Annotated in this window: 28 protein-coding genes; 20 read left to right on the forward strand and 8 right to left on the reverse strand. The window is 68.1% G+C overall.

Annotation, left to right across the window (positions count from 1 at the left end; all coding sequences use genetic code 11):
* Window positions 1-18 precede the first annotated feature (18 nt).
* The 4 genes from ACIA8G_RS23735 (at window position 19) to ACIA8G_RS23750 (ending at window position 4274) form a co-directional block, all read left to right on the forward strand.
* Window positions 19-324 carry a hypothetical protein gene (locus tag ACIA8G_RS23735; RefSeq protein ID WP_396420838.1) on the forward strand — a complete coding sequence of 102 codons (306 nt, stop codon included), beginning with the start codon at window positions 19-21 and terminating at the stop codon, window positions 322-324.
* 1 nt (window position 325) lies between these two features.
* Entirely contained in the window at window positions 326-1498 is a 1173-nt protein-coding gene (locus ACIA8G_RS23740; RefSeq protein WP_396420839.1) for a transglycosylase SLT domain-containing protein, read from the forward strand.
* 426 nt (window positions 1499-1924) lie between these two features.
* Entirely contained in the window at window positions 1925-3055 is a 1131-nt protein-coding gene (locus tag ACIA8G_RS23745) for a pyridoxal phosphate-dependent aminotransferase (protein WP_396420840.1), read from the forward strand.
* Window positions 3056-3548: 493 nt separating this feature from the next.
* Entirely contained in the window at window positions 3549-4274 is a 726-nt protein-coding gene (locus ACIA8G_RS23750; protein ID WP_396420841.1) for a potassium channel family protein, read from the forward strand.
* Here the strand turns inward: ACIA8G_RS23750 and ACIA8G_RS23755 are convergent.
* Window positions 4218-4820, reverse strand: coding sequence for an HAD-IA family hydrolase (locus tag ACIA8G_RS23755; protein ID WP_396420842.1), 603 nt, complete (start codon window positions 4818-4820; stop codon window positions 4218-4220). The genes ACIA8G_RS23750 and ACIA8G_RS23755 overlap by 57 nt on opposite strands.
* Window positions 4820-5761, reverse strand: coding sequence for a threonine aldolase family protein (locus ACIA8G_RS23760; protein WP_396421265.1), 942 nt, complete (start codon window positions 5759-5761; stop codon window positions 4820-4822). Before ACIA8G_RS23760 ends, ACIA8G_RS23755 begins: the two co-directional genes overlap by 1 nt.
* Before the next feature lie 182 nt (window positions 5762-5943).
* Between ACIA8G_RS23760 and ACIA8G_RS23765 the strand changes: the two genes are divergently transcribed.
* Genes ACIA8G_RS23765 through ACIA8G_RS23795 form a run of 7 tightly spaced genes read left to right on the forward strand, consistent with a single transcriptional unit; the run spans window position 5944 to window position 11377 of the window.
* Window positions 5944-6462 carry a SigE family RNA polymerase sigma factor gene (locus ACIA8G_RS23765; protein WP_396420843.1) on the forward strand — a complete coding sequence of 173 codons (519 nt, stop codon included), beginning with the start codon at window positions 5944-5946 and terminating at the stop codon, window positions 6460-6462.
* Window positions 6463-6485: 23 nt separating this feature from the next.
* Entirely contained in the window at window positions 6486-7187 is a 702-nt protein-coding gene (locus ACIA8G_RS23770) for a hypothetical protein (RefSeq protein WP_396420844.1), read from the forward strand.
* Between the two features lie 27 nt (window positions 7188-7214).
* Window positions 7215-7799 (forward strand): TetR/AcrR family transcriptional regulator, encoded by a 585-nt coding sequence (locus tag ACIA8G_RS23775; protein WP_396420845.1) that lies wholly within the window; start codon window positions 7215-7217, stop codon window positions 7797-7799.
* 57 nt (window positions 7800-7856) lie between these two features.
* Window positions 7857-8390, forward strand: a complete 534-nt coding sequence (locus ACIA8G_RS23780; protein ID WP_396420846.1) for a SigE family RNA polymerase sigma factor — start codon at window positions 7857-7859, stop codon at window positions 8388-8390.
* Window positions 8387-9142: a hypothetical protein gene (locus ACIA8G_RS23785; RefSeq protein ID WP_396420847.1), complete on the forward strand. Its 756-nt coding sequence runs from the start codon at window positions 8387-8389 to the stop codon at window positions 9140-9142. Before ACIA8G_RS23780 ends, ACIA8G_RS23785 begins: the two co-directional genes overlap by 4 nt.
* Window positions 9143-9167: 25 nt before the next feature.
* Complete coding sequence (gene purB, locus ACIA8G_RS23790; protein ID WP_396420848.1) at window positions 9168-10586, forward strand: adenylosuccinate lyase; 1419 nt, start codon at window positions 9168-9170, stop codon at window positions 10584-10586.
* 2 nt (window positions 10587-10588) lie between these two features.
* Window positions 10589-11377 (forward strand): MOSC domain-containing protein, encoded by a 789-nt coding sequence (locus ACIA8G_RS23795; RefSeq protein WP_396420849.1) that lies wholly within the window; start codon window positions 10589-10591, stop codon window positions 11375-11377.
* On the opposite strand, the gene ACIA8G_RS23800 is transcribed toward ACIA8G_RS23795, so the two are convergent.
* Window positions 11374-11802 carry a hypothetical protein gene (locus tag ACIA8G_RS23800; RefSeq protein ID WP_396420850.1) on the reverse strand — a complete coding sequence of 143 codons (429 nt, stop codon included), beginning with the start codon at window positions 11800-11802 and terminating at the stop codon, window positions 11374-11376. The two genes, ACIA8G_RS23795 and ACIA8G_RS23800, sit on opposite strands and share 4 nt — an antisense overlap.
* Before the next feature lie 90 nt (window positions 11803-11892).
* Between ACIA8G_RS23800 and ACIA8G_RS23805 the strand changes: the two genes are divergently transcribed.
* On the forward strand, window positions 11893-12768 hold the full coding sequence (locus ACIA8G_RS23805; RefSeq protein ID WP_396420851.1) for a phosphoribosylaminoimidazolesuccinocarboxamide synthase: 876 nt from the start codon (window positions 11893-11895) through the stop codon (window positions 12766-12768).
* 65 nt (window positions 12769-12833) lie between these two features.
* Entirely contained in the window at window positions 12834-13469 is a 636-nt protein-coding gene (locus ACIA8G_RS23810; protein ID WP_396420852.1) for a DUF2334 domain-containing protein, read from the forward strand.
* On the opposite strand, the gene ACIA8G_RS23815 is transcribed toward ACIA8G_RS23810, so the two are convergent.
* Window positions 13432-14055 (reverse strand): MBL fold metallo-hydrolase, encoded by a 624-nt coding sequence (locus tag ACIA8G_RS23815; protein ID WP_396420853.1) that lies wholly within the window; start codon window positions 14053-14055, stop codon window positions 13432-13434. The two genes, ACIA8G_RS23810 and ACIA8G_RS23815, sit on opposite strands and share 38 nt — an antisense overlap.
* 66 nt (window positions 14056-14121) lie before the next feature.
* On the opposite strand from ACIA8G_RS23815, the gene ACIA8G_RS23820 reads away from it, so the two are divergent.
* Entirely contained in the window at window positions 14122-15261 is a 1140-nt protein-coding gene (locus ACIA8G_RS23820; RefSeq protein ID WP_396420854.1) for a trypsin-like serine peptidase, read from the forward strand.
* On the opposite strand, the gene ACIA8G_RS23825 is transcribed toward ACIA8G_RS23820, so the two are convergent.
* Window positions 15245-16225: an NAD-dependent epimerase/dehydratase family protein gene (locus ACIA8G_RS23825; protein WP_396420855.1), complete on the reverse strand. Its 981-nt coding sequence runs from the start codon at window positions 16223-16225 to the stop codon at window positions 15245-15247. The genes ACIA8G_RS23820 and ACIA8G_RS23825 overlap by 17 nt on opposite strands.
* Window positions 16226-16378: 153 nt before the next feature.
* Here ACIA8G_RS23825 and ACIA8G_RS23830 point away from each other — a divergent pair, with 153 nt between their 5' ends.
* From ACIA8G_RS23830 to purL, 4 genes are all read left to right on the forward strand, one after another.
* Window positions 16379-16837, forward strand: a complete 459-nt coding sequence (locus ACIA8G_RS23830; RefSeq protein WP_396420856.1) for a hypothetical protein — start codon at window positions 16379-16381, stop codon at window positions 16835-16837.
* 232 nt (window positions 16838-17069) lie between these two features.
* Window positions 17070-17309: a phosphoribosylformylglycinamidine synthase subunit PurS gene (gene purS / locus ACIA8G_RS23835; RefSeq protein WP_030465889.1), complete on the forward strand. Its 240-nt coding sequence runs from the start codon at window positions 17070-17072 to the stop codon at window positions 17307-17309.
* The gene (gene purQ / locus ACIA8G_RS23840) at window positions 17306-17977 is read left to right on the forward strand and encodes a phosphoribosylformylglycinamidine synthase subunit PurQ (RefSeq protein ID WP_396420857.1); all 672 of its coding nucleotides are present in this window, start codon (window positions 17306-17308) and stop codon (window positions 17975-17977) included. Before purS ends, purQ begins: the two co-directional genes overlap by 4 nt.
* Window positions 17974-20235, forward strand: a complete 2262-nt coding sequence (purL, locus tag ACIA8G_RS23845; RefSeq protein ID WP_396420858.1) for a phosphoribosylformylglycinamidine synthase subunit PurL — start codon at window positions 17974-17976, stop codon at window positions 20233-20235. Before purQ ends, purL begins: the two co-directional genes overlap by 4 nt.
* A gap of 43 nt (window positions 20236-20278) precedes the next feature.
* Here purL and ACIA8G_RS23850 read toward each other — a convergent pair whose 3' ends face one another.
* Both ACIA8G_RS23850 and ACIA8G_RS23855 read right to left on the reverse strand, forming a co-directional pair.
* Window positions 20279-21070: a lysozyme gene (locus ACIA8G_RS23850; RefSeq protein ID WP_396420860.1), complete on the reverse strand. Its 792-nt coding sequence runs from the start codon at window positions 21068-21070 to the stop codon at window positions 20279-20281.
* A gap of 42 nt (window positions 21071-21112) precedes the next feature.
* Window positions 21113-21952 (reverse strand): aldo/keto reductase, encoded by an 840-nt coding sequence (locus ACIA8G_RS23855; protein ID WP_396420861.1) that lies wholly within the window; start codon window positions 21950-21952, stop codon window positions 21113-21115.
* Window positions 21953-22030: 78 nt separating this feature from the next.
* Here ACIA8G_RS23855 and ACIA8G_RS23860 point away from each other — a divergent pair, with 78 nt between their 5' ends.
* Window positions 22031-22924 carry a LysR family transcriptional regulator gene (locus ACIA8G_RS23860; RefSeq protein WP_396420862.1) on the forward strand — a complete coding sequence of 298 codons (894 nt, stop codon included), beginning with the start codon at window positions 22031-22033 and terminating at the stop codon, window positions 22922-22924.
* 871 nt (window positions 22925-23795) lie between these two features.
* Here ACIA8G_RS23860 and ACIA8G_RS23865 read toward each other — a convergent pair.
* On the reverse strand, window positions 23796-24662 hold the full coding sequence (locus ACIA8G_RS23865; RefSeq protein ID WP_396420863.1) for a hypothetical protein: 867 nt from the start codon (window positions 24660-24662) through the stop codon (window positions 23796-23798).
* A gap of 71 nt (window positions 24663-24733) precedes the next feature.
* Between ACIA8G_RS23865 and ACIA8G_RS23870 the strand changes: the two genes are divergently transcribed.
* On the forward strand, window positions 24734-25546 hold the full coding sequence (locus ACIA8G_RS23870) for an SAM-dependent methyltransferase (protein WP_396420864.1): 813 nt from the start codon (window positions 24734-24736) through the stop codon (window positions 25544-25546).
* Window positions 25547-25600 lie beyond the last annotated feature (54 nt).

Below are 25600 nucleotides of genomic sequence, written 5' to 3' on the forward strand. Positions count from 1 at the left end.
ATGAGGGGGTAGGCGCGCATGGCTGTGGCGAAGTTCAACAGCGAAGCCATGGAACAGTGCCGCACGACCGTGAGCAGCCAGGCCGGACAATTCGGCGCGATCGGTGACGGCTTTTCCAATCAGTACGGCAATCCGGACATTTTCGGGAAACTCGGCGCTTCCGGTGCGATCTCGGGCGCGGTGACCGCAATGGATCAAGCGGGCTCGCAGGAGTTCGAGGCGGCGGAGAAGTTGCTGCGCAAGGTCGAGAGCGCGCTGGACGCGGTCCAGACGACCGTGGAAGGCGTCGAAGAATCCAACAAGAACTCGATGAAGGCGGTGTGACGTGAGCGCGATGGACGAGGTCGCGGCACTGCCGGGCGGCGCGGAACTGGCCGCGCTAGCAGACAAGATCGAGACCGCCCAACCGCAGGCCGTGCGCGACATCGCGAACCGCTGGAAGCAGGCAGGCGGCAAATGCGGCGACCAGACGAACGCGCTGCAGAAGTCCGTCTCGCAGATGGACGGCGCCTGGGAAGGCAAGTCCGCGGACGGCTTCGTCGCCTACATGGCCAACGTCACGAAGTGCGGCACCTCGATGACAGAGGCGCTCAACGGCGCCGCGGCCGACCTGGAGGCGGCCGCGAACGCGTTGGAAACCGCGAAATCCTCGATGAGCCGCATCTGCGAAAACCTCCTGAGCCGCGCCCGCCAGGTGCGTCAGCAGCTCCACAACCAGCCGCAGGAGGACGTCGACAGCGTCATCCGCGGCCTCTGCGCCGAGGCGACCGGCGACGCGCAACCCGTGATCTCCCAGGCAGAGAACGCCGTGAACGCCGCCGCAGGCACCCTGAAGGGCCGCCCCGGCGCGCTGGCACCGAAGTTCTCCTCCATTCAGGACCCGAACACCCAGGCTTTCACCCTCGCCCCCGGCAAGCCGGTGGAGTGGGCGCCGACCCCGCCGCCAGACGACTCGACCAAGCCGTCCCAGTCAGACTCGAAGCCCCAACCGGCTGAAGACCGCGGCGGCTCCAGTGGCTCCAGCGGTTCCGGCGGCTCGAGCGGCGGTGGCGGTGGCGCTTCCGGTGGAGGCGGCGGCGGTGGAGGTGGCATGGGCGGCCTCGGCTCCAGCGGCGGTCCGCCGTCGGGCAGCCCACCTCCCGGCAACGTCGAGGAGTGGATCCGCGAGGCCATCAAGATCCTTCAGGCCAACGGCATCCCGGTCACCGAGGACAACATCGACGAGATCTGGAAGATCATCGAGAAGGAGTCGAGCGGCAACCCGCACGCCATCAACCTCTGGGATTCGAACGCGCAAAAGGGCACGCCGTCCAAGGGCCTGATGCAGTGCATCGACTCGACCTTCAACGCCCACAAGCTGCCCGGCCACGACGACATCTGGAATCCGGTCGACAACATCGTTGCCGGCGTCCGCTACACGTTCTCGCGTTACGGCGGCTTCGAAGGACACCCCGGTCTGAAGGCAATGTCCCAAGGCGGCGGCTACCAGGGCTACTAACTCATCGCACGATCGGGTGACCTCTGTCCCGAACCCGGCACCTCTTCGTCCTGTCTCTCGTGACGGAAATGTGCCGGGTTTCGTTTGTCCACACCCACATGGGTATGGAATGTCCTGAAACGCTGTTGCCGTTTCTCTCGCATATGCGGAAGCGCGGGGGTTGCGGCCGAAGGCGAAGGGCGGAACGGACCGGGAGGTGACGGGTCGGATGGCGGCTGGGCACGGCGCCAGACAGGGTCGGACGTGCGCGTGGTGTCTTGCGAGAGAAACCGCGTCGCCGCGGGAGAGGCGTGCGGTGCGCGCGGGAGAGGCGTGCGGTGCGCGCGGGAGAGGCGTGCGGTGCGCGAGAAGTCGAGGTGTGGCACGAGGTGTGGCGCACGCAGGATCTCGGGGCCTGCCAAAGCGATGGGGAGCTAGCCTGGCGGCATGCTGACCGTGGCTGCCCGCGCCGACGTCCCGCCCTTCCACGTCATGGACGTGCTCTCCGCCGCCGCGCACCGGCAGCGGACCCACGGGGACGTGATCTCCCTGGCCGCCGGGCAGCCGTCGAGTCCGGCACCGCGCCCGGTGCGGGAGGCTGCTGTGCGTGCACTGGGCGAGCATGCGCTGGGGTACACCGAGCAGTTGGGGATTCCCGAGCTGCGGAGTGCCATCGCGGGGCACTACCGGCGGCAGTACGGGTTGGACGTTGCGGCGGACGACGTGGTGGTGACGACGGGGTCGTCGGGGGCGTTCACGTTGGCGTTTTTGGCCGCGTTCGACGCCGGGGATCGGGTCGCGCTGGCTCGGCCGGGGTATCCGGCTTACCGCAACATCTTGAAGGCGTTGGGGTGTGAGGTTGTCGAGTTGCCGTGCGGGCCCGAGACGCGGTTTCAGCCCACGGTGGAGATGCTCGATCCGGGGCTCAAGGGCGTGATCGTGGCCAGCCCGGCCAATCCCACCGGGACGGTCGTGGACGTCGGGCCGATTGCTCGGTGGTGTGCGGACAACGGGGTGCAGCTCGTCAGCGACGAGATCTATCACGGGATCAGCTACGGGGAGCCGTTGCGGTGTGCGTGGGAGACGTCGCGGGATGCGATTGTCGTCAACTCGTTCTCGAAGGCCTTTGCCATGACCGGGTGGCGGTTGGGGTGGATGTTGCTGCCGGAGCGGCTGCGGCGGGCGGTTGACTGTTTGACCGGCAATTTCACTCTTTGTCCGCCTGCGTTGGCCCAGTATGCCGCGGTTGAGGCGTTCCACGCGGATGCCTATGCGGAGACCGCGGAGCACCTCAAGCGGTACAAGGTGAATCGGGATCTGTTGCTGGAAGGGTTGACGAATCTCGGGGTCGACAAGCTCGCGCCGGCGGACGGGGCGTTCTACGTGTACGCGGACGTGCGGCATCTGACGGACGACTCGATGGGGTTCTGCCGGAGGTTCCTGGACGACACCGGGGTCGCGATCGTGCCCGGCATCGACTTCGACCCCGTGGACGGGCATCACTTCGTGCGGATGTCGTTCGCGGGGGCCACCCAGGACATCGAGGAGGCGCTGAGGCGTCTCAAGGCCTGGCTCTGAGCGAACCCCCGAGCGAACCAACGACCGCAGCCACCGACCGCAGCCAACGAGCAGCCACCGGCCCGCAGGCAACGACCGTAGCCAACGAGCAGCCACCGGCCCGCAGGCAACGACCGCAGCCAACGAGCAGCCACCGGCCCGCAGGCAACGACCGCAGCGAACGAACCACCGAGCGAACCACCGAGCCACCAAACGACCGAGCGAACGATCCCAGCCACCGGCCAGCCCCAACCACCAGACAGACGAGCGCAACAAACCGGGCCACCCGAACGTTGCAAAGAGGAGAGAGGGAGGGGACCGGACCAATGTGGGCGATCATCGGTTGGCTCGTCGCGATCTGGATCGCGCTTGCCGTCGTAGGCGCGGTCGTGAAAGGCCTGTTCTGGCTCGCTGTGATTGGAGGACTACTCCTCGCAGGCACCGCGGCTTACGGTGCGATCAAATCGCGCAGATGACCCTGGTCTAATCGGAGATCACCGCTCACCATGAAGCGGTGTTGCAGTCCAACGAGGCTCGCCTCGAGCAGTGGGAGCGAAAGGTCGAGTGGCCGCTGACGGCTCTCGCCGTGCTGTTCCTCGTCGCGTACGCGTGGCAGGTGCTCGATGTCCGCGCGGAGACGCATCTGCCGCTCGAGATCGCGTTGTGGCTGGTCTGGGCGCTGTTCACGGCCGACTACGCGACCAGGTTCGCGCTGGCGACGAACAAGATCCTGTTTGTGAAATCGCACCTGTTCGAGCTTGCGGCTGTCGTGCTGCCGATGGTGCGGCAGTTCCGGGTGCTGCGGCTCGTCACCGTGCTCAGCCTCCTGAACAAGAAGTTCCAGCACAAGATTCGGCAGCGGGTCAGCATTTATGTTGCCGGCGTGACGATTCTTGTCATGTTTTGCGCGAGTCTTGCCGTGCTGGACGCGGAGCGGAATGCGGAAAACGCCAGCATCACGACGTTCGGGGATGCCTTGTGGTGGACCATCACCACGATGTCGACGGTCGGGTACGGCGACCGCTTCCCCGTCACGGCCGAGGGGCGGCTCGTGGCTGCGTTGCTCATGGTCGGGGGCATCGCGCTGCTTGGTGTCATCACCGGCACGATCGCCAGCTGGCTGGTGGAGAAGCTGCGCGGCGTCGAGGAGGCCGAGCTCGAGACCGTGCAGGAGCTCCGGAACCTACGCGCCGAGATCGCCGAACTCCGCGCGGAGCTCGGTGCGCGCGGCAAGAGCTGACGTCCACAGGCGCGCGTCGATGCCGAAGGCCTGTGCGCCGTCCACATTGGACGCGCGGTCGTCGTAGAAGATCAGGTCACCGGCAGAGGCACCCAGCACCGAGCAGGTGTGTTCCCAGATCGCCACGTCCGGCTTCGCGTAGCCGAGGTCGCCGGAGAAGATCAGGTGCCGGAAGTGCTTGGCCCACGGCACCTTCTCGGCCAGCCGGGCGAAGGTGACCGGCGCGTTCGACAGCAACGCCAGCGGAAGTCCGAGAGCGGACAGGTCCTCGATCAGGGCGACGGTTTCCGGCACCGGGTCGTCGAGCCAGCCTGCGTTGTCGAGAGCGGTCATCTCGGCAACAACCGGCGAGTCGAACGAAAGCCCGAGCGAGGAACCGATCGACGACCAGTAGGAGGCGTCGGAGCCGCCGCGGTCGTAGGCGTCGCGGTCCCAGTACGCGTCCTCGAACCGGTCCAGCGAGACGCCGAGCCGGGAAGCCATCGCCGGCAGAGCCGGGTTCCGCCGGCTGATGACCTCGCCGAAGTCGAACACGATCCAGCGCATCAAGCGTCCTCTCGTAGCCGGCGCAGCACCTCGGCGATGTCGGACGAGTCCACGTCGCCGTGCGTCACGAACCGAACCTTGCCGGACATCGGACTGGCGAAAACCCCGACATCGCGCAACGAAACGATTGTCTTGTCCAGGTCGGGCACCGAAGCCAGCACGATGTTCGTCGCGGGTTCAGCCACCTCCCAGCCCAGCGAACGCAACCCGGCAGCCAAAGCGACAGCATTTGCATGATCAGCACTCAACCGATCGATCCGATCAAGAGCGACCAGACCCGCAGCGGCCAGCACGCCACCCTGCCGAACGCCGCCGCCGAGCATCTTGCGCACCCGCCGCGCCTCGACGACGAACGAAGCCGACCCGGCCACGACGGACCCGACCGGCGCGCCCAGCCCCTTCGACAGGCACACCTGCACGGTGTCCGCCCCCGCGGTCAAAGCCGTGAGCGGCACCCCGAGAGCCACCGACGCGTTCCAGAGCCGGGCGCCGTCCAGGTGCACAGCCAGCCCGACCGAGCGAGCCGCGGACACCAGAAGAGCATGAGACTCCGGCGTGGTCACGGTGCCGCCGGAGGCGTTGTGCGTGTTCTCCAGGCACAACAACGTGGTGCGCAGCCCGTAATAAGGAGACTCGCCGCCACCGGCAGCCACCACGGCCTCCGGAGAGACGACGGGGAGCGCGTGCGGCATCCCGCCCGCTAGCCAGGCGGCGGTGCCGAGCTCGGCATCCAGCACGTGCGCGCCGAGCGGGGCCAGGAAGCGGTCGCCGCGCCGCAGGTGCAGGAACAGGGCGATCAGGTTGCCCATGGAACCGGACGGCACCCACAGCGCCGCCTCGACGCCGAGCAGCGCCGCGACCCGCTCTTCCAGGGCCGCCATGGTCGGGTCGTGGTCCAGCACGTCGTCGCCGACCTCGGCCGACGCCATCGCGCGGCGCATCTCCTCGTCCGGCTGGGTGACGGTGTCCGAGCGCAGGTCGATGGGGGTCACGACCCCGATCACATCACATCCGGTGAACGACCGAGGGGGTGATGTAGCTCTCGCCGATGGTTCATGCAACCGTTGGTGCCTCAGATTCCGTCCGGTCAGTGCAACTCGAGGAACGAGCGGAGACAGTCCGCGTGGATCAGCGCGACGAGCAGGAGTTCGCGGAGTACTTCGTGGCTCGCCGTGAGGCTGTGCGCCGAACGGCATACCTGCTGTGCGGCGACTGGCACCGCGCTGACGACTTCGCGCAGACAGCGTTCGTGGCACTGCACAGGAGGTGGCGGAAGATCCGGGACAAGCAGGCCCTCGACGCCTACGTCCGCCGCACCGTGGTGCGTGCCGTGATCGACGAATCGCGCCGTCCGTGGCGGCGCGAGAAGTTCACCGACGAGCTGCCGGAGTCACCGACGACGGACAACGAGATCGGCGAGACGGTGGCGACGCGTGACGCGTTGATGAAGGGTCTGCGCAGAGTCCCGCCGAGGCAACGGGCCGTGCTCGTGCTGAGGTTCCTCGAGGGCCTCGACGTGACGGCCACGGCCGAGACGCTGAAGTGCTCGGAAGGAACTGTGAAAAGTCAGACCGCACGCGGGCTGACCGCATTGCGGGAAGCTCTCGGTGACGCGATCGATGATCTGCGGCCGGCGTCATGAACAAGAGCGAGAGGAGGACGTAGATGGACGAGCAGAAGCTCGCGGGCCTGTTCCGCGACGCCGCGCACGACGCGCCACCGGCGTCCTTCGACGCCGGTGACGTCCGAACGGCTTCGCGACGCGCCACCCTTCGCAGGCGCAACTCGATCGCCGTCGGCACTACCCTGGTCGTCGTGCTCGGCATGGGTGGCGTCGTGGTGGGCAACGGCTGGTTCGGCGCGAACACGAGCAATGAAGCGGGTACTGGGCAGGCGCAGGACAACGCGGCACAATCGCCGCTGACCGGACCGATAGCCCCGAACCAGTCAGCACAACCGCCGGCCAACGACTTCCCTGGCAGCGTGTCCACGCAGGGGGACACCGCTTCGCCGGGAAGCACCGGGCTCACGCCCGGTGAACGCGCAGTGCAGGGCTGCGCGGCGGTGGACCGAGAGCTCGCAGACGCCCTCGCCAGCGAGCTTTCGGTCTCATCGCAGCCTTCGGTCTCGCCGGAGGACGCGAAGCCACCGTTGGTGACCTGCTCACCCGACTCCCGGTCGGCCATGTTCACGATCGACGGCCTGTCGATCACCGCGATCGTCACGCCGCAATCCTTCGAAGCGCCCTCCGGCGCGGAGAAGGTGAAGACGGCCAAGGGCCAGGACCTCTACGTGTTCACCCAGGGCGACGGCGAGTTGAAGGGCAAGGCCAGGCAGTTCGCGGACGCACTGGCCCCGCGGTTCTGAGCGGTCGCCCAGTACTCTGGCGCGACTATGACGGCAGCAACCCCCAAGGGCGAGCGCAGACGGCAGGCGCTCGTCGAGGCGGCGTCCGACCTGCTCGTGCAGGGCGGCTTCGACGCGGTCCGGCACCGCGCGGTCGCCGAACGCGCAGGTCTGCCGCTCGCGTCCACCACGTACTACTTCGACTCGCTCGACGAGCTGATCACCGCCGCGGTCGAGTTCCACGGCCGCACCGAGCTGGCGACCTGCCGGCAGCGCCTTGCCTCGATCTCGGACCGGCTGAGCGACGACGACGTGCTGGTGGAGCTCATCCTCGACCTGCTCGTCGGCGAGGACGTCACCGACACCGAGACGATGTTGCTGCGCTACGAACGGCTCGTCGCGACCGGGCGCCGCCCGTACCTGCGGCCGCTGATGCGGACGCTGTCCACCGAGCTGCACGAGCTGATCGCCGAGATCTTCGCCCGCTCCGGCCGCGACATCGCCCCGGACCGGGTCGAGGAGCTGATCGCGCTGGTCGACGGTTCAGTGGTCAACTCGTTCATCGAGCTGAAGTCGGATCCGCGCGGAGTGGCGGCCAGGATGCTCCGAACGGCCCTTTCGCGTCACGAGTGATGCAACCTCGCGTCCCTCCGGTGCGTTCCCCTGGTTGAGGACGCGAGAGGGGAACGTATGCGCAGGGCCGATGAGCAGGGCTTTCGCGAGTTCGCGGCAGCCAATGCCGCGTCTTTGCGACGCACTGCGTACCTGTTTTGTGGCGACTGGCACACGGCTGAAGACCTGATGCAGTCGAGCCTCATGAAGATGTACATGGCCTGGAAGCGCATCAAGGACCTCGACAACCTGATCGCTTACGCCCGCAAGGTGCTGCTGCGCACCTGGCTGGACGAGAAGCGCAGGCCCTGGCGCAGAGCCGAGCAGCGGGACGGGGAGCTGCCGGACGCCGCGGACGCCAGCGTCGATCCCGACACCACCGGCGCGAAGCTGTGGGCGCGGGAGTTGGTGCACACCGCGTTGCTGGAGGTCCCGCCGAGACAACGAGCCGTGCTCGTGCTGCGGTACTTCGAGGACCTGCCGGTCGCCGAGGTGGCGGTGGCCATGGGGTGCACCGAGGGAACGGTCAAAAGCCAGACGGCGCGTGGTCTCGCGACACTGCGCACCATCGTGGAGAAGCTCGACAGCAGTTCGGGGAGGGTCGCGTCGTGAGTGAGCAGGAGATCCGCGAGGGAATGCTGCTGGCCGTGTGGGACGAGCCGCCGCTCGACTTCGACCCCGACCAGCTGATGAGGCGGGCCGAGCAGAAAAAAAGTCGCAGGCGAGCGCTGGCAAGCGTGGGAGTTGCCACCGCCCTGATCGTGGCGACGGCGGTGACGCTGCCCGGCTTCGTGCTGCGTGGCGGCGGTGACGCACAGGTCGGCTCGGAGACGCCGTCGAGCGTCTCCACCACACCGTCGTCCAACGTCAGCGAGGTGCGCGTCGGCGAGTCGCTGGTGAAGAGGCTGAAGGTCATCAGGCCGGACCTGAAAGACGTCAGCGTGAGCTTCAACTTCAACCAGGCGGGCTTCAAGCCGACGCAGTCGCTGCAGCCGGCCAGGAGGAACCCGAACGACCTGTACGGGTTCGTGTACTTCACCGACGACATCGGCCCGACCGCGCTGCTGGTCACCACGGGTCAGGCCGTCGGCACCAAGGACCTGTGCGGCGGCACTCAGAAGGTGCTCTTCTGCCGGGAGAAGCCGATGAACGACGGATCGGTGGTCGTCGAGGCCGAGTACTTCGAGGGAACGGAGACGATCGGGGCGGTGTCGGCGCGCAAACTCGCCGGCGGCAACACGTCCGTGGTGATCTCCAGCTACTCGCACAACCCGTCCAACTCCACCGGCTTCCGGCAGATGATCCCGGTGGGTGTGGAAGTGCTCACAAGCCTGGTCACCGACCCCGGCATCACCTGGGAGTGAGTCCGGGGTGCACTAACCTGACGGCGTGAGCAAGCCGCGCATCGCCAACGTCCTCGCAGGTCGCTACGCCTCCACGTCGCTCGCGACGCTCTGGTCGGCCGAGCACAAGATCGTGCTGGAGCGCCAGCTGTGGCTCGCGGTCCTGCGCGCCCAGGCCGCCGCCGGCATCGACGTGCCGGCGACCGCGGTCGCCGACTACGAGCGCGTGCTGGAGCAGGTCGACCTGGAGTCGATCGCGGCACGCGAGCGGGTCACGCGGCACGACGTGAAGGCGCGCATCGAGGAGTTCAACGCGCTCGCCGGCCACGAGCAGGTCCACAAGGGCATGACCTCGCGCGACCTGACCGAGAACGTCGAGCAGCTGCAGGTGCTGCGCTCGCTGGAGCTCATCCGGGGCAAGGTCGCCGCGGTGCTCGGCCGGCTGGCCAGGCTCGCCGCCGAGCACACCGACCTCGTGATGGCGGGCCGCTCGCACAACGTGGCGGCGCAGGCCACGACGCTGGGCAAGCGGTTCGCGACCACCGCCGACGAGCTGCTGGTCGCGTTCGGACGGCTCGACGAGCTGATCGCGCGCTACCCGCTGCGCGGCATCAAGGGCCCGGTCGGCACCGCCCAGGACATGCTCGACCTGCTCGGCACGCCGGAGAAGCTGGACGAGCTGGAGCGCACCGTCGCCGGGCACCTCGGCTTCGAGCGCGTGCTGACCTCCGTCGGGCAGGTGTACCCGCGCTCGCTCGACTTCGACGTGGTGTCGGCGCTGGTCCAGCTCGCGGCCGGGCCGTCGTCGCTGGCGAAGACCATCCGGCTGATGGCGGGCCACGAGCTCGTGACCGAGGGCTTCAAGCCCGGCCAGGTCGGTTCCAGCGCGATGCCCCACAAGATGAACACGCGGTCGTGCGAGCGCGTGAACGGCTTCGCGGTGATCCTGCGCGGCTACCTGGCGATGGTCGGCGAGCTGGCCGGCGACCAGTGGAACGAGGGCGACGTGTCGTGCTCGGTGGTCCGCCGGGTCGCGCTGCCGGACGCGTTCTTCGCGTTCGACGGGTTGCTGGAGACGTTCCTGACGGTGCTCGACGAGTTCGGTGCCTACCCGGCCGTGGTCGCCCGTGAGCTGGACCGCTACCTGCCCTTCCTCGGCACGACGAAGGTGCTGATGGCGGCGGTGCGCGCAGGTGTCGGCCGGGAGACGGCGCACGAGGCCATCAAGGAGAACGCGGTGGCCGTCGCGCTGGCGATGCGTGAGCAGGGCCTCGCGGAGAACGACCTGCTGGACCGGCTGGCCGCGGACGACCGGCTGCCGCTGGACCGGGCAGCGCTGGACGCGTTGCTGGCCGACCGCCTGTCCTTCACGGGCGTGGCGTCGGCGCAGGTGGCGGCCCTCGTGGCGCAGGTCGAGGACGTGATCTCGAAGTACCCGGCCTACGTCCCGGAGCCGATTCTGTGATCGTGTCCGGCCTGGTCGTGTATCCGATCAAAGGGTGCGGTGGGTACTCCGTCGCGTCGTCGGCGGCCGACCTCACGGGGTTGCGCGACGACCGGATGATGATGCTGGTCGACAGCGACGGCGTTTTCCTGTCACAGCGCAAGGTTCCGGAGATGGCCGCCCTGCGTCCGTCTGTTGTGGACTCCTCGCTGGTGATCGGCGGGGAGTCGTTCCCGGCGGTGCTCGACGGGCCGCGGGTGCCGGTGGTCCTGCACACGTGGCACGGCTTCGGGGTGGATCAGGGCGACGCCGCTGCGGCTTACTTCTCGGACGCGCTCGGCAAGCCGGTGCGGCTCGTGCGAACCCCACCTGACCTGCGCCGGGAGACGACCGGGGAGACCACGGGGCTGGTCGGATACGCCGACGGGAACGCGCTGCTGGTCCTCTCGCTGTCCTCGTTGGACGGCTTGAACGAGCGGATCGCGGAACGCGGCGGCGAGCCGGTGCCGATGGATCGGTTCCGCCCCAACGTGATCGTGTCGGGCTGGCCGGAACCGCACACCGAGGACCGGGTGCGGCGCGCGGTGATCGGTGATGTGGAACTGGCCTACGCCAAGGACTGCGTGCGGTGCGCCGTGCCGATGGTGGATCAGGAGACCGGGCGCAAGGACGGCCCGGAGCCGATCCGCTCGCTCGCCACCTACCGGCGTGACCCCGACGGCGGCGTGACCTTCGGGATGAAGGCCCAGGTCGTGCGTACCGGAAAGGTCGCTGTCGGCGACAAGCTCGACGTCCTGGAGTGGCGTTCCTAGGCCTTCTGCCAGCGCAGCCGGTCGTTGCGGTCGGGGTCCTTGCGGCAGAGCAACGGCTCACCGCGAGGGCTGAGACCGAGTGCGCCCTCCGGCCGGCAGGGTGCGCCCTCGTGGACGAACAGGCCCTGCTGAGGGGACTCGGTGGTCGTCGTGGGCTGCTGCACGGGCGGCGGAGCCTGCACCGGTGGCGGCTTGGGCGTCGTCGTCGTTGTGGTGGTCGGCGACGGGGTCGTCGTCTTGACCGTGATGTCGGCGACGTTCGGCGTCGGCATGATGCTGACCGACTGGGCCGTGCTCGAGTTCAACGAGCCCGACTGCGGGGACGACACGGGGCCGGCGTTGCTGCCCCAACCTGCCACGACCAGCACGATGAGCAGTCCCGCACTGGCCAATGCCGGGATCCACAGCGCCTTTCGGGTGAGCACGGGGTGCACCTTAAGGGTCTTTTGGCTTGATCTGTAGGGGTGAAGGGGTGTACGTCGGTTCCGGGAACCCGCACACGTAGGCTGACCAGCGTGCCAACGCTCGCTGACTACCAGCACGTCGCCCGCGGCAAGGTCCGCGATCTGTACGACGTAGATGACGAGCTGCTGCTGTTCGTCGCGTCCGACCGGATCTCGGCGTACGACCACATCCTGAGCACCGAGATCCCGGACAAGGGCCGGGTGCTCACCGCGATGAGCGTCTTCTGGTTCGAGCGGCTCGCCCCGAACCACCTGGTCAGCCACGACGACCCGCGCATTCCCGCCGAGGTCCGCGGCCGGGCGCTGCTGGTCCGCAAGCTCGACATGATCGACGTCGAGTGCGTGGCGCGCGGGTACCTGACGGGCTCCGGCATGGCCGACTACCGGGCCACCGGTGCGGTCTGCGGGATCGAGTTGCCGGCCGGTCTGGTCGAGGCCGACGAGCTGGACCCGCCGATCTTCACGCCCGCGTCGAAGGCCGAGATCGGGGCACACGACGAGAACGTGTCGTTCGAGGTCATCGCGGCCAAGCACGGCGTCGAGCTGGCGTCCAAGCTGCGTGATCGGACGATCGAGCTGTACAGCGAGGCGCGTTCGTACGCGCTGTCGCGCGGGCTGATCCTGGCGGACACGAAGTTCGAGTTCGGGCTTTCCAAGGACGGCGAGCTGATCCTCGCCGACGAGGTCTTCACGCCGGACTCGTCGCGCTACTGGCCGGCCGAGGGCTACGAGCCGGGCCGCGTGCAGCCGTCGTTCGACAAGCAGTACGTCCGGGACTGGCTGACCTCGCCCGCGTCCGGGTGGGACCGGAAGTCGGACACGCCCCCGCCTGCGCTGCCCGCGGACGTGGTCGAGGCGACGCGCAACCGGTACGTCGAGGCGTACGAGCGGCTGACCGGCCGGTCTTTCGCCGATTGGCTCGCCTGAGTTAGCTCCGCTTTCACGCGGTTGTCACCACGGCATGGGGCACTCATACCGTGCACTCACAGCTCGTGGTCTCTCTGTCCGGCATCGGTCCGCAGACACTCGACCGATGCGCTGCTCTCGCCGCGGCCCTGGAGCCGCGGCAGGTGCCGTTGTCGCTGCTCGTGGTACCTCGCGAGCTCGGCAGGGCGCATGACTGGGTGCGGGAGCGTGCCGCACTCGGTGACGCCGTCGTGCTGCACGGTCTCGGCCAACGGCGGTTGCCCGCGCACGAGGCGGGGCTGCTGCTCACCGGCGCTCGGGTCGCGATGGAAGCCGTCGGGCTCAACGCCGACACGTTCGCGCCCCGGCGGTGCGTGGCGTCGCCGGGAACGTTGCTCGCGCTGCGCAAGCACCGCTTCAACCGCTGCGCCGACGCGCACGCCGTCCGCGACCTCGGCACCGGCCTCGCGACGCTCGGGCGGCTGCACGCGCTGACCGAGCGCAGCAGCTTCGGCGAACTGCGCTCGCTGGCGCTGGTCTACGCGACCGCTCGCTCCGCGCGGCGCGGTGGGCTGACCCGGATCACCGTGGACGCCCGTGACCTGGACCGGCCCGGCGCGCGGCAGGCCGTGCTCGACGCCGTGGACATCGCCCTCGCCCACGACGCCGCGCCGACCACCTACGTCAAACTGCCGACTCCTCGCCACGAGGCAGCGGCCTGACCTCGGTTCCACCCGGCTTGAGCAGCTCGAACAGGCGGTAGGCCATCTGCGGCATCGCGAGGACGGCCTCGTGGATCGGCACGGCCACCCGCGGCTCGACCGCGCGCAGGAAGTCGACGGCCTCACCGGTGCGCATCCAGGGCGCGCCAGAGGGCAGGCCGAGCACGTCGATGTCCTCGTCGGGGACGAACAGGGCGTCGCCGGGGTGGTAGAACGCGCCGTCACCGATCACGTAGCCGGCGTTCGGAATGACCGGAATGTCCTGGTGGATCACCGCGTGGCGGCCGCCGACGACCTTGACCGTCGTGTCGCCGACCTTGACGACATCACCCGGCCGGGCGACGGTCGGATTTTCGGTCTGATCCGCGCTTCCCTCGTCCACGATCAGCTGCGCCCGCGGGTTGGCGGCGAGCAACGCGGGCAGTTTCGCGATGTCCAGGTGATCGGGATGCTGGTGCGTGATCAGCACCGCATCCAGGTCTTTCACGCCCTCGAACCCGCTCGAGAACGTGCCGGGGTCGATCAGGATCCGCGTGGTTCCCGTGTCGAGAAGTACGCACGCATGACCGAAATGGACAACTTGCACAGATGCCTCCTTTACCGACGTTCGGCGGGCTGACACGGTCGTGTGACGTCGGAAGTATCAAGGAGCATGAGGAAAACCCTGCAACTCCTCACGGCACTGGCGCTTGCCCTGCCGATGACGTCCTTCGTCCCTGCAACCACCACCTCTACACCTGCTCAGGCTCTGGCGCCGCAAACGCAGTCGCCTCAGACGCAGGAGATCGGCACCGAGGAATCGCTCTCGGTCCGCGTAGGTGGAAACAGCCGCACCACCGCGATCGAGCGGCCGGGCTCCGGCTACGTGAAGATCCACTTCACCGATCTCCGTATCTTGCCCGGCGATGTGCTCACGGTGTCGAACCCTGACGGCACCGAGAAGTACACCTACACGCGGGATCTTCGCTCCTCCCTGACGGCCACTCCCGATGCGACCGGCTTCTGGGCCATGTCGATCACCGGCGAGAAGGCCGTCGTCTCGGTGAAGAACCCGCTGTCGCGCGTGCGGATCGACAAGATCACGCGCGGCTACACCGAGGCCGAGATGTCCGCGCAGCCGTCCGTGCAGAGCATCTGCGGCACGAACGACTACAAGGACGCGGTCTGCTACCAGTCCAGCAACCCGACCGAGTTCGGCAAGACGGCGTCGGTCGCGAAGCTGCTGCGCAACGGCAGCTCGCTGTGCACCGCGTGGCGGGTCGGTCCCAACAACCGCCTGCTGACCAACAACCACTGCTTCACCAGCACCGCCGGCATCGAGGTCTGGTTCAACTACCAGTGCCCGACCTGCGGCGGCACCGCGTCGGCGCCGACGACCAAGGTGCTGGCGGCGCAGGTCCTGAAGACCAGCGCCCCGCTCGACTACACCCTCTTCACCGTGAACAACTTCGCGGCCATCAGCTCGTTCGGCTACCTCGAGCTGGACGCGCGCGTCCCGGCCGTGGGTGAAGAGATGTACGTCATCGGCCACCCGGCCGGGAAGCTCAAGAAGTTGTCGTTGCGCGACAACACCAACGGCGGTGGCTACTGCATCGTGCGCGGGGTGCGGGTCGACGGCAGCTCGTCGCAGTCCGACATCAGCTACATGTGCGACACCGAGGGCGGCTCGTCCGGCTCGCCGGTGCTGTCGAGGCGCACGCACAAGGTGATCGGACTCCACCACTTCGGTGGCTGCCCGAACCAGGGCGTGCGCATCGACCTGGTCGCGGCGCAGATCAACTCACTGCTGTGAGGATCTCCTCCTCTTCCTGCTGAGTGAGCCCGGCCTTGCGAGGCCGGTCCAGCCCGAGGCCGCGCTCGTACTCCAGCGAGTCGAGCGCGGTCTCGGCGAGAGGCCGGGTCCGCAGCCCGTTCGCCAGCGCCGGGCTGACGTCCCGGCCGGTCATCTTCGACCACTCCCGCGGCAGCCACAGCGGAATCGACCGCGGCCCCGACCACGGGTTGATGCCCAGCTTCTCGAGGACGCTCTCCGGCACGGACACGAGCTGCGTTCCCGGCGGCGCGGTGGCACCCGCGATCTCGCCGATCCCCAGCTGGAACGGAATCGCGGGCCCGGTCGCGTCGTAGGTGCCGGTCACCCGCTCCTCCGCGGCGAACACGATCCACTGCGCCAGATCCCGCGCGTCGATGTGCTGGAACCCCAGGTCGGGGCTGTTCGGCACGACGACCCGGCCACCCTGGCTGAGCCGCGCCGGCCAGTACCCGAACCGGTCGGACGGGTCGTCCGGCCCGGTGATCAGCCCGGCCCTGACGATGAACTCCCGCCCCCGCACGGCCTCCCGGACCGCGTTCTCGCTGGCCACCTTGACGCTGCCGTACCGCTCCGACGTGAACTCCTCCGCCGGGTCGTCCTCCAGCGGCGGCAGCAGCTCGTTGTTCAGCGTCGAGTGGTCCGCGTAGACCGAGATGCTGGAGACGAACGTCCAGTGCGGCGTGCTGTGCCCGAACGCCTCCAACGCGTCCCGCACCCAGTTCACCGAGTACTTCGACACGTCGATGACCGCGTCGAACTGCTCGCCGGCCAGCTGGTCGAACGCGCCGGGTTTGTTTCTGTCCATCGGGATCAGGCGTGCGCCGTCGGGGACTTCGCCCGAGGCGCCGCGAGCGCCGCACACCACGTCGTGGCCCCGGCGGACCGACTCCGCCGTGATGGCCTTGCTGAGGAACACGGTTCCGCCGAGCACCAGGATCTTCATGATCTCCAGCATCCGTCGGCTGCGCCGGTTCTGCCAGCGGTTCTCCGTTCAGCAGAACGCGCTCGATCGGCTGGACTTCTTTATGCATTCGTCGACGAGTCGCGGCGAAACCACACCTACCTGCTGGCCGCAGCTGTCGTCGACCCAGGCGAGTTGACCAAGCTGCGCAAGTTGCTCATGGGACTGCGCATGCCGAATCAGCGTGAGCTGCACTTCAAGAAGGAGGCCCCAGCTCGCCGCAAACAGATCCTGTCCGCTCTGGCCCCAGCTACGGTTCACGTCGACATCTATCTCGCGTGTTGCCGGAAGGGCGAAGAGCGGGCTCGGCAGACGTGCGTTGCACGACTGACCGACGACCTGCTGAAAGTCGGCGTCTCGCGGTTGGTGTTCGACAGTCGCGAAGTTCGTGACGACCACGATCTGCTGACCATTCGAACCGCTCTCGGCAAGTCCGCATGGGGCACGGGCCTGTTCTACGAGCACCTGCCTAGCGAGAACGATCCGTTGCTGTGGATCGCCGACATCGTCGCGTGGTGCTACGGCGCCGGCGGGGACTGGCTGCGCCGCGTTCGGCCGTTGATGGGCAACGTCGTTGACACGAGATTGCCCTAGAAAGCGCGAAGCACGGCGGCCGACCGTCCGGACGGGCACCGTGCTCACTTCTCCGGCTTACGGGCCGAAGCTGACTCAAGACTACCAAACCGCCGGACCGAGGCAAGGTCGTTCACCCGATGGTGGAGCAGGGTGAAGGTGTGCCTCCGAACACCTGTCGAGTTGATGAACAAGCAGGTCAGGTAGGCTCCCGGAGTACCGCCAGCCCCCTCAAACCCGGGAGCAGTCTGTCGTGGCCCGAGTCGTCGTCGACGTCATGCCGAAGCCCGAAATTCTCGACCCGCAAGGCCAGGCGGTGGCGAACGCGCTGCCGCGCCTTGGGTTTGACGGCATCACCGCCGTCCGCCAGGGCAAGCACTTCGAGCTGGAGGTCGCCGACGACGTCGACGACGCCACGCTCGCCAAGATCGCAGAGACCTTCCTCGCCAACCCCGTGATCGAGGACTGGACCGTGCGCAGGGTCGAGGCATGAGGGTCGGTGTCATCACCTTCCCCGGCACGCTCGACGACATCGACGCGCAGCGGGCCGTGAAGTACGCGGACGGTGAGGCCGTGCCGCTGTGGCACGGGGATCACGACCTCAAGGGCGTTGACGCGGTCATCGTGCCCGGCGGGTTCTCGTACGGTGACTACCTGCGCTGCGGTGCCATCGCCCGGTTCGCGCCGGTCATGCAGGAAGTGATCGAGGCCGCGAACAAGGGGATGCCCGTCCTCGGCATCTGCAACGGCTTCCAGATCCTCGCCGAGGCGCACCTGCTGCCGGGCGCGCTCGTCCGCAACCACAAGCTGCACTTCGTGTGCCGCGACCAGTGGCTCAAGGTCGAGAACAACTCGACCGCGTGGACGACCCGCTACGACGAAGGCGCCGAGATCCTCGTGCCGCTGAAGTCCGGTGAGGGTGGTTACCAGGCCAACGAAGAGACCCTCAAGGAGCTCGAAGGCGACGGCCGGGTCGTGTTCCGGTACGTCGGCGAGAACCCGAACGGCAGCCGCAACAACATCGCGGGCATCACGAACGCCAAGGGCAACGTCGTCGGCCTCATGCCGCACCCCGAGCACGCCATCGACGCGCTCACCGGCCCGACCGACGACGGACTGGGCATGTTCCTGTCCCTGCTCGACTCGGTGGTGAAGGCATGAGCATCGACACCGTGAAGAACGCGGAAAGCACGCCCGACCAGGAGCAGCCCTACAAGGAGCTGGGCCTGAAGGACGACGAGTACGCGCGCATCAAGGAGATCCTGAAGCGCCGTCCCACCGACGCCGAGCTCGCGATGTACTCGGTCATGTGGAGCGAGCACTGCTCGTACAAGTCGTCGAAGGTCCACCTGAAGTACTTCAGCGAGACCACGACCGACGAGATGCGCAGCAAGATGCTCGCGGGCATCGGTGAGAACGCCGGCGTCGTCGACATCGGTGACGGCTGGGCGATCACGTTCAAGGCCGAGAGCCACAACCACCCGTCCTACGTCGAGCCCTACCAGGGTGCGGCGACGGGTGTCGGCGGCATCGTGCGCGACATCCTCGCGATGGGTGCGCGGCCGCTCGCGGTCATGGACCCGCTGCGCTTCGGCAAGCCGGACCACCCGGACACGCGCCGGGTGCTGCCCGGCATCGTCGCGGGCGTCGGTGGCTACGGGAACTGCCTCGGTCTGCCCAACATCGGTGGTGAGGTCGTCTTCGACGAGACCTACCAGGGCAACCCGCTGGTCAACGCGCTGTGCGTCGGTTCCATGCGCGTGGAGGACCTGCACCTGGCGCACGCATCGGGCACCGGCAACAAGGTCATCCTCTACGGCGCGCGCACCGGCCTCGACGGCATCGGCGGCGTCAGCGTCCTCGCGAGCGAGACCTTCGACGACTCGGCCGGCAAGCGCAAGAAGCTGCCGTCGGTCCAGGTCGGCGACCCGTTCACCGAGAAGGTGCTGATCGAGTGCTCGCTCGAGCTGTTCGAGAAGGGCATCGTCGTCGGCATCCAGGACCTCGGCGGCGCGGGCCTGTCCTGCGCCACGAGCGAGCTGGCGTCCGCGGGTGACGGCGGCATGCACGTGTGGCTCGAGCGCGTCCCGCTGCGGGCCACCGGCATGACCCCGGCGGAGATCCTGTCCAGCGAGTCCCAGGAACGCATGTGCGCGGTCGTCGAACCGGCGAACGTCGAGGCGTTCATGGAGGTCTGCCGCAAGTGGGACGTCATCGCCACCGAGATCGGTGAGGTGACGGACGGGGATCGCCTGGTGATCACATACCACGACGAGGTCGTCGTGGACGTGCCGCCGCGCACCGTCGCCCACGAGGGCCCGGTCTACCACCGGCCGATCCAGCGGCCGGCCGACCAGGACGCGCTGCAGGCCGACACGCCGGACAGCCTCGCGAAGCCGGCGAAGGACGAGCTGCTCGCGCTCATCAAGAGCCAGGCGGCCAGCCCCAACCTGGCCTCCAAGAGGTGGGTCACCCAGCAGTACGACCGGTACGTCCGCGGTAACACCGTCCTGGCGCAGCCCAGCGACGGCGGCATGATCCAGATCGACGAGGAGACGCACCGCGGTGTCGCTCTCTCGACGGACTGCAACGGCCGCTACACCAAGCTCGACCCGTACGAGGGTGCGCGGCTCGCGCTGGCCGAGGCCTACCGCAACGTGAGCGCCACCGGTGCCACGCCGGTCGCCGTCACGAACTGCCTCAACTTCGGCTCGCCGGAGGACCCGGCGGTCATGTGGCAGTTCGAGCAGGCCGTGAAGGGTCTCGCGGACGGCTGCGTCGAGCTGGGCATCCCGGTCACCGGCGGCAACGTCAGCTTCTACAACCAGACCGGCTCCACGGCGATCCTGCCGACGCCGGTCGTGGGCGTGCTCGGCGTGATCGACGACGTGCGGCGCCGCATCCCCACCGGGATCGGGGCCGAGGCCGGCGAGACGCTGCTGCTGCTCGGCGAGACGCGCGCGGAGTTCGGCGGGTCGGAGTGGGCGCACGTCGTCCACGGCCACCTCGGCGGTCTGCCGCCGAAGGCCGACCTGCAGCGTGAGAAGCTGCTCGGCGAGGTCATGGTCGCGGGCTCCCGCGACGGCATGATCTCCGCCGCGCACGACCTGGCCGAGGGCGGTCTGGCCCAGGCGCTGGTCGAGACCTGCCTGATCGGCGAGACGGGTGCGCGGGTCTTCCTCGAGGGCGACCTGTTCACCGAGCTGTTCAGCGAGTCCGCCGGTCGCGTGCTGGTCGCCGTGCCGCGCACGGAGGAGCAGCGCTTCAGCGACATGTGCACCGCGCGCGGTCTGCCGTGGCGCAAGGTCGGCGTCGTCGACCCGGAGTCCGGCTCCCTGGAGATCCAGGACCTCGGTCAGCTGCCGCTCGACGAGCTGCGCGAAGCCTGGGAGGGGACCCTCCCGGCGCTGTTCGACTGAGCGAGAACGCAAGGAGAGGGCCCCGTCGTCGACGGGGCCCTTTTCAGCTGGTCGCGATGCGCTGCAGCTGCTCGAACTGACCGTTGAACAGGTTCTGGTCGCCGGGGAAGAGCCCGGCCGCCTGCCACTGCCAGATGGTGTGGAACTCGAACCCGACCGGCAACGGCCCGAGCTTCGCGTTGTAGTGCGCGACCCACAGCGGGTTGTTCTCGCCGAACTTCACCGAACCGCCGACGCACTTGTTCCACCAGCTCGTGGACGTGTAGATGACCGGATGGCGCTTGGTGCGGGCGAAGACCGTGTCGCTGAACGCCTTCACCCAGGCGGTCATCGCGGCCTGGTCCATGCCGTAGCAGGTCTCGCCGTACGGGTTGTACTCCATGTCCAGCGCCGGCGGGAGCGTCCTGCCGTCGGACGACCAGCCGCCGCCGTTGCTGACGAAGAAGTTCGCCTGCGCCGCGCCGTCGGCCCGGTTGGGCAGCGCGAAGTGGTACGCGCCGCGGATCATGCCGACGTTGTAGGAACCGTTGTACTGCTGGGTGAACTTCGGGTTCCGGTAGTGGGTGCCCTCGGTCGCCTTCACGTAGCTGAACCGGGCCCCTTTGTCCCAAGAGGACTTCCAGTCGACGTCGCCCTGGTGGCTGCTGACGTCCATGCCGGGCACTTTGCCCTCCGTCGGCGGTGATGTCTCCGCTTTCGAATACTCGTCGCCCTCGTGCTTGAGGATCTGAGATCCCGCGAAATGGTCCGCGGAGCCCTCTGGCAAGGGCGCCGCGGACGCGGGGGCCGGCGACAGGCCGGCGACGATCGCCACGATGCTGATCAAGGTCCGCATGGACTAGATCGTGCGACCATTTGTCCTAATTTGCCACAGGGGTCACCCGTCCAGGCGGCGCAGCTCTTCGCTGGTCAACTCCAGGTGGGTGGCCGCGGCGGAATCCTGGATGCTCGCGGGCCGGGAAGCACCCGGAATGGGGACTACCACTTCGGACTTCGCCAGCATCCACGCCAGGCAGGCCTGGTGCGCGCTCACCCCGTGCGCGTCACCGACCTCCTTGAACGGACCGCTCAACGCGCCCGCCTTGCCGATGCCACCGAACGGGCTCCACGGCAGGAAGGCGATGCCGAGCTTGTCGCACAGCTCCAGCTCCGGCTCGCTCGACCGGTACGACGGCGAGAACTGGTTCTGCACGGCCGCGAGGCGCCCGCCCAGGATCTCGTTGGCCAGGCTGATCTCGTCCGGGTTGAAGTTCGACACGCCCGCGTACCGGATCTTGCCGTTGTCCAGCAGTTCCTTCAGCGCGCCGACCGACTCGGCGATCGGCGTCTTCGGGTCCGGCCGGTGGAACTGGTACAGGAAGATCTGGTCGACCCCGAGCCGCCGCAGCGACCCGTCGACGGCCTTGAGCAGGTACTCCGGGCGTCCGTCGAGTTCCCAGCCGCCGCCGGGCACGCGGGTGTGACCACCCTTGGTCGCGACGAACACCTCCTCGGAACGGCCTCGCAACGCCTCGGCGATCAGCTCCTCGTTGTGGCCGAAGTCGGTGTCGTCGAGCGAGTAGGCGTCGGCGGTGTCGATGAACGTCACGCCGGCGTCCAGTGCGGCGTGGACGGTCTCGATCGCCTGTGCGCGGTCCGGCCTCCCCTGGACGGAGATGGGCATGCCGCCCAGGCCGATGGCGCTGACTTCCACTTCTCCGATACGACGCTTCTGCATGAAGACCACTCTGGACCAGTTCGATTAAGCTGTCCAACGCAAAGAAGTGATCTCATTAAGCACCGTGGGTGATGAATCTTGGAACTCAGACAGCTGGAGTACTTCCTCGCGGTCGCCGAGGAATCGCACTTCACGCGGGCCGCGCGCCGGATGCACGTCGCCCAGTCCGGCCTCTCGGCGTCGATCCGCGCCCTGGAGGTGGAGCTCGGCGCGCCGCTGTTCCTGCGCACCACCCGGCAGGTCGAGCTCACCCAGGCAGGCCGGGCGTTGCTGCCGGAGGCCCGCCGCGCGCTCGGCAGCATCGAGTCGGCCCGCGACGCGGTCGCTGCGGTGCAGGGGCTGCTGCGCGGCACGTTGTCCGTCGGCAGCCTGCAGTGCCTCCACGTCGTGCACCTGCCCGCGGTGCTCGCGCGGTTCCACGAACTGCACCCCGGCGTGGAGATCAGGATGCGCCAGTCCGGCAACGCCGAGCTCGTCGAGGAGGTCCGCGCGGGCCGGCTCGACCTCGCGTTCGTCACGCGTCAGCCGAAGATCGCGGACGACCTGCGAGTGTCCACTTTGGCCGCGGAACCGCTGGTGCTCGCATGCGCGCTGGAAAGTCCCTTCGCCGCAAGGGATTCCGTCGCACTCGAAGAACTCGCCGCGCAGTCGTTCGTCGACTTCAACGCCGACTGGGGCACGCGCGACGAGGCCGACCGCGCGCTTGCCGCCGCCGGTGTCGAACGGCGGGTGGCGGTCGAGGTCAACGACGTGCACTCGCTGCTCGACTTCGTCGGGTTCGGCCTCGGGGTGGCGCTAGTCCCGCAGTCCTTCGCCGTCAAGACCGACAGTGCGTGCTTCGTCGGCCTTCGCGGGGACCTGCCCGTTGCCGAGACGGTGGTCGTCACCAGCAACACCGTCAGCGCTGCCGCGAGCGTTCTGCTCGACATGGTCGCCGAGGCCAAGTCCGGCCGCCTCCGTGCCGTCGGTTAGCTGCCAGCCGGTCGCGGGTGCGCGGAACTCGGTCTCCTTCAACACCGTCATCTCACCGGTCTGCTCGGCGGGCGGCTTCGGCGACGGGTGGAAGAACCGGCCGACCTTCGCGACGCCGATGTCCTGCTTGCTCAGCTCGACCTCGCCGGCGAACGTGACTTCCTGGAAGGAGACCCCGCCTTCGAAGTTGCCGTTGGACAGCTGCAGCCTGCCGTGGAACGAGCCGCCGGAGAACAGCGCGACGCTTTGCACGTGGACGTTGCGCAGGTTCGTGATGCCGTAGAACTGCGCGCGCCGGGCGACCAGCCGGTTGACGTGCCTGCCGTCCAGCGAGAAGTACTCGAGCGTCGCGCCCGTCAGGTCCAGGTTGTAGTGCTTGTACCTGCGCTGCTTCCGCCACGACAACGTGTCCTTGATCAACCGCTGGGCGGTGAGCCGGACCTGGTGCTCCAGCTGGATCGCGTGCTCCACGTCGAGGAAGGCCTGGTCAGGATCGTCAGGGCGCTTCTTGTGTGCGGGGTGCACGAACGGCCGCCGCAGGTACGCGCACAGCACGTCCAGCACGGTCTGCCGGTAGCGCGGCGTGGATTCCGCCAGCCACGCCAACGCGTGCATGGCGCCCACGCGCACCTGGTCCGCCTCGTTGCCGAGCAGCTCGACCGAGCGCGCGAACCGTTCGTCGGCGACCTTCTCGCTCTCCAGGAAGTGCTTGCGGTCGTTGAGCCACAACGCGTACAGGGCGACGATGGCGCCGCCCGCCACCCCCGCGGTCTTCACCAGCTCGATGGCGGGGGCGTCGACGAGGTACAGCGCGTAGCCGGTTCCCACCGTCACGAGTGCGGCCATCAGCACCGCGGTAAGCCACTTCACGTCAGTTCCTCCACGCTTCCGGAAGATCGGCTTCCAGTGCGAACGTACGGCCGTCGGCCTTCACGTCCGCCCACTCCGAGCCGGTGAACTTGGTCTCTCCCAGGAACTTCGTGTCCGTGAAGATGGCGAGCCCCCGCGACTTGAACCGGCTGAACCAAGCCTTGCCGCGGATCTCGGTGTGGTGCATGTGGAACCGGCCGTTCATCTCGGCCTCGGTCACGTAGAAGTGGCCGTGGATCTTCATGTGGTGGAACGAGTTGGAGTCCTCGAAGCGCGCGACCCGCATGTACAGGTCGCCGACCTGCCGGTACGACAGATCCATGAACTCCAGGTGGGCCTTCGTGAGGTTGAGATCATAGAGAGGCGGGTTCTCCTCCTCGAGGCGCGGCAGCAGGTCCTCGATCAGCCGCTGCGAGGTGAGCCTGACCTCCAGCTCGATCTCCTCGGGGTCGTTCTTGGTCTTCGTGTACGGGCGGCGCAGGTACGCGCAGAGGATGTCGAGCACGGTCTGCGCGTACTCGACCCTGGACTTCGCGAGGCCGGCGAGAGCGTGCATGGCGCCCACCCGCACCTGGGCCGCTTCGTGCCCCAGCAGCTCCACGGCGCGCGCGAACCGTTCGTCGGCCACGCGGGACCTGTCGTGTTCGATGCGCTGGCCTTCGAGCTCCTGGCGGGCTTCCTCGACCTTGCGGCGCCGGTCGTTGAGCCACAACGCGTAGAGCGCGATGATGGCGCCGCCCGCGAGGCCGCCGGTCTTGATCGCCTCGTGCTTCGGCGCGCCGGGGTCGATCAGCAGCAGCGCGCCGCCGACCAGCAGAAACACGCCAATTGACGCGAGAATGGTCGACAGCAGCAATCTTTTCCTCACGAGGTCGGCATTCTGCCAAGTCAGCGGTGCACAATGTGCTGGAACGGTCCGGACGCGGATGAGGTGAGCGGGTGGAGCGGCCGCACTGGGCGCCGGGCGACATCGACCTGGAACGGCCGAGTGTCGCGCGGGTGTACGACTACTGGCTCGGCGGCGCCCACAACTTCGCCGCCGATCGCGCGGTCGCTCAGCAGGCCATGGAGAAGATGCCGGACCTGCGCGGCATCGTCCTGAACCACCGCGCGTTCCTGGGCAGGGCCGTCCGCTACCTGCTCGGCAGGGGTGTCCGGCAGTTCCTCGACCTCGGTTCCGGCATCCCGACCGTGGGCAACGTGCACGAGATCGCCCAGTCCGTCGACCCCGCGGCCAAGGTCGTCTACGTCGACATCGACGCGGTCGCCGTCGCGCACAGCCGGTCGCTGCTCGACGGCAACAAGCAGGCGAGCGTGCTGCACGCGGACATCAGGGACCCGGCGGCCGTGCTGGCCTCCGTCGAGGTGAACGACCTGCTCGACTTCGAGGAGCCGATCGGGGTGTTGATGATCGCGCTGCTGCACTTCGTGTCGGACCAGGAGAAGCCGCTGGACATCATCGGCGGCTACCGCGACCGGCTCGCTCCCGGGAGCTTCCTCGCCATCTCCCACGCAGGCTACGAGGCCGAGGAGGAAACGGACGAGTGGCGGGAGGCGCGCCGGCTGTACGAGCGCAGCGTCACGAACACGACGTTGCGCAACGAGGTCGAGGTCGCCCGCCTGTTCGACGGTTTCGAGCTGGTCGAGCCCGGTGTGGTGCGGTTACCCGCCTGGCGTCCGCAGTCGCCGGACGATCTCGACGGGGCCGAGAGATCGTTTCCCGGGTTCTGCGCGGTAGGCCGGAAGGTGTAGAGGTGACTCCACACGGCGACCGCCCGTATGCTGCGCGTTCGTGGCGTTAGGGCC

This window comes from Lentzea sp. NPDC051213 (assembly GCF_044455585.1).
Taxonomy (GTDB): Bacteria; Actinomycetota; Actinomycetes; order Mycobacteriales; family Pseudonocardiaceae; genus Lentzea.

Excerpts from the sequence above, each read along its gene's own strand:
- ACIA8G_RS23820 (WP_396420854.1), top strand. The coding sequence starts at position 14,122 with ATGAGGAAAACCCTGCAACTCCTCACGGCACTGGCGCTTGCCCTGCCG.
- ACIA8G_RS23850 (WP_396420860.1), bottom strand. The coding sequence starts at position 21,070 with ATGCGGACCTTGATCAGCATCGTGGCGATCGTCGCCGGCCTGTCGCCG.
- ACIA8G_RS23780 (WP_396420846.1), top strand. The coding sequence starts at position 7,857 with ATGCGCAGGGCCGATGAGCAGGGCTTTCGCGAGTTCGCGGCAGCCAAT.
- ACIA8G_RS23755 (WP_396420842.1), bottom strand. The coding sequence starts at position 4,820 with ATGCGCTGGATCGTGTTCGACTTCGGCGAGGTCATCAGCCGGCGGAAC.
- purQ (WP_396420857.1), top strand. The coding sequence starts at position 17,306 with ATGAGGGTCGGTGTCATCACCTTCCCCGGCACGCTCGACGACATCGAC.
- ACIA8G_RS23760 (WP_396421265.1), bottom strand. The coding sequence starts at position 5,761 with ATGCGCCGCGCGATGGCGTCGGCCGAGGTCGGCGACGACGTGCTGGAC.
- purL (WP_396420858.1), top strand. The coding sequence starts at position 17,974 with ATGAGCATCGACACCGTGAAGAACGCGGAAAGCACGCCCGACCAGGAG.
- ACIA8G_RS23770 (WP_396420844.1), top strand. The coding sequence starts at position 6,486 with ATGGACGAGCAGAAGCTCGCGGGCCTGTTCCGCGACGCCGCGCACGAC.
- ACIA8G_RS23775 (WP_396420845.1), top strand. The coding sequence starts at position 7,215 with ATGACGGCAGCAACCCCCAAGGGCGAGCGCAGACGGCAGGCGCTCGTC.
- ACIA8G_RS23825 (WP_396420855.1), bottom strand. The coding sequence starts at position 16,225 with ATGAAGATCCTGGTGCTCGGCGGAACCGTGTTCCTCAGCAAGGCCATC.
- ACIA8G_RS23735 (WP_396420838.1), top strand. The coding sequence starts at position 19 with ATGGCTGTGGCGAAGTTCAACAGCGAAGCCATGGAACAGTGCCGCACG.
- ACIA8G_RS23745 (WP_396420840.1), top strand. The coding sequence starts at position 1,925 with ATGCTGACCGTGGCTGCCCGCGCCGACGTCCCGCCCTTCCACGTCATG.
- ACIA8G_RS23855 (WP_396420861.1), bottom strand. The coding sequence starts at position 21,952 with ATGCAGAAGCGTCGTATCGGAGAAGTGGAAGTCAGCGCCATCGGCCTG.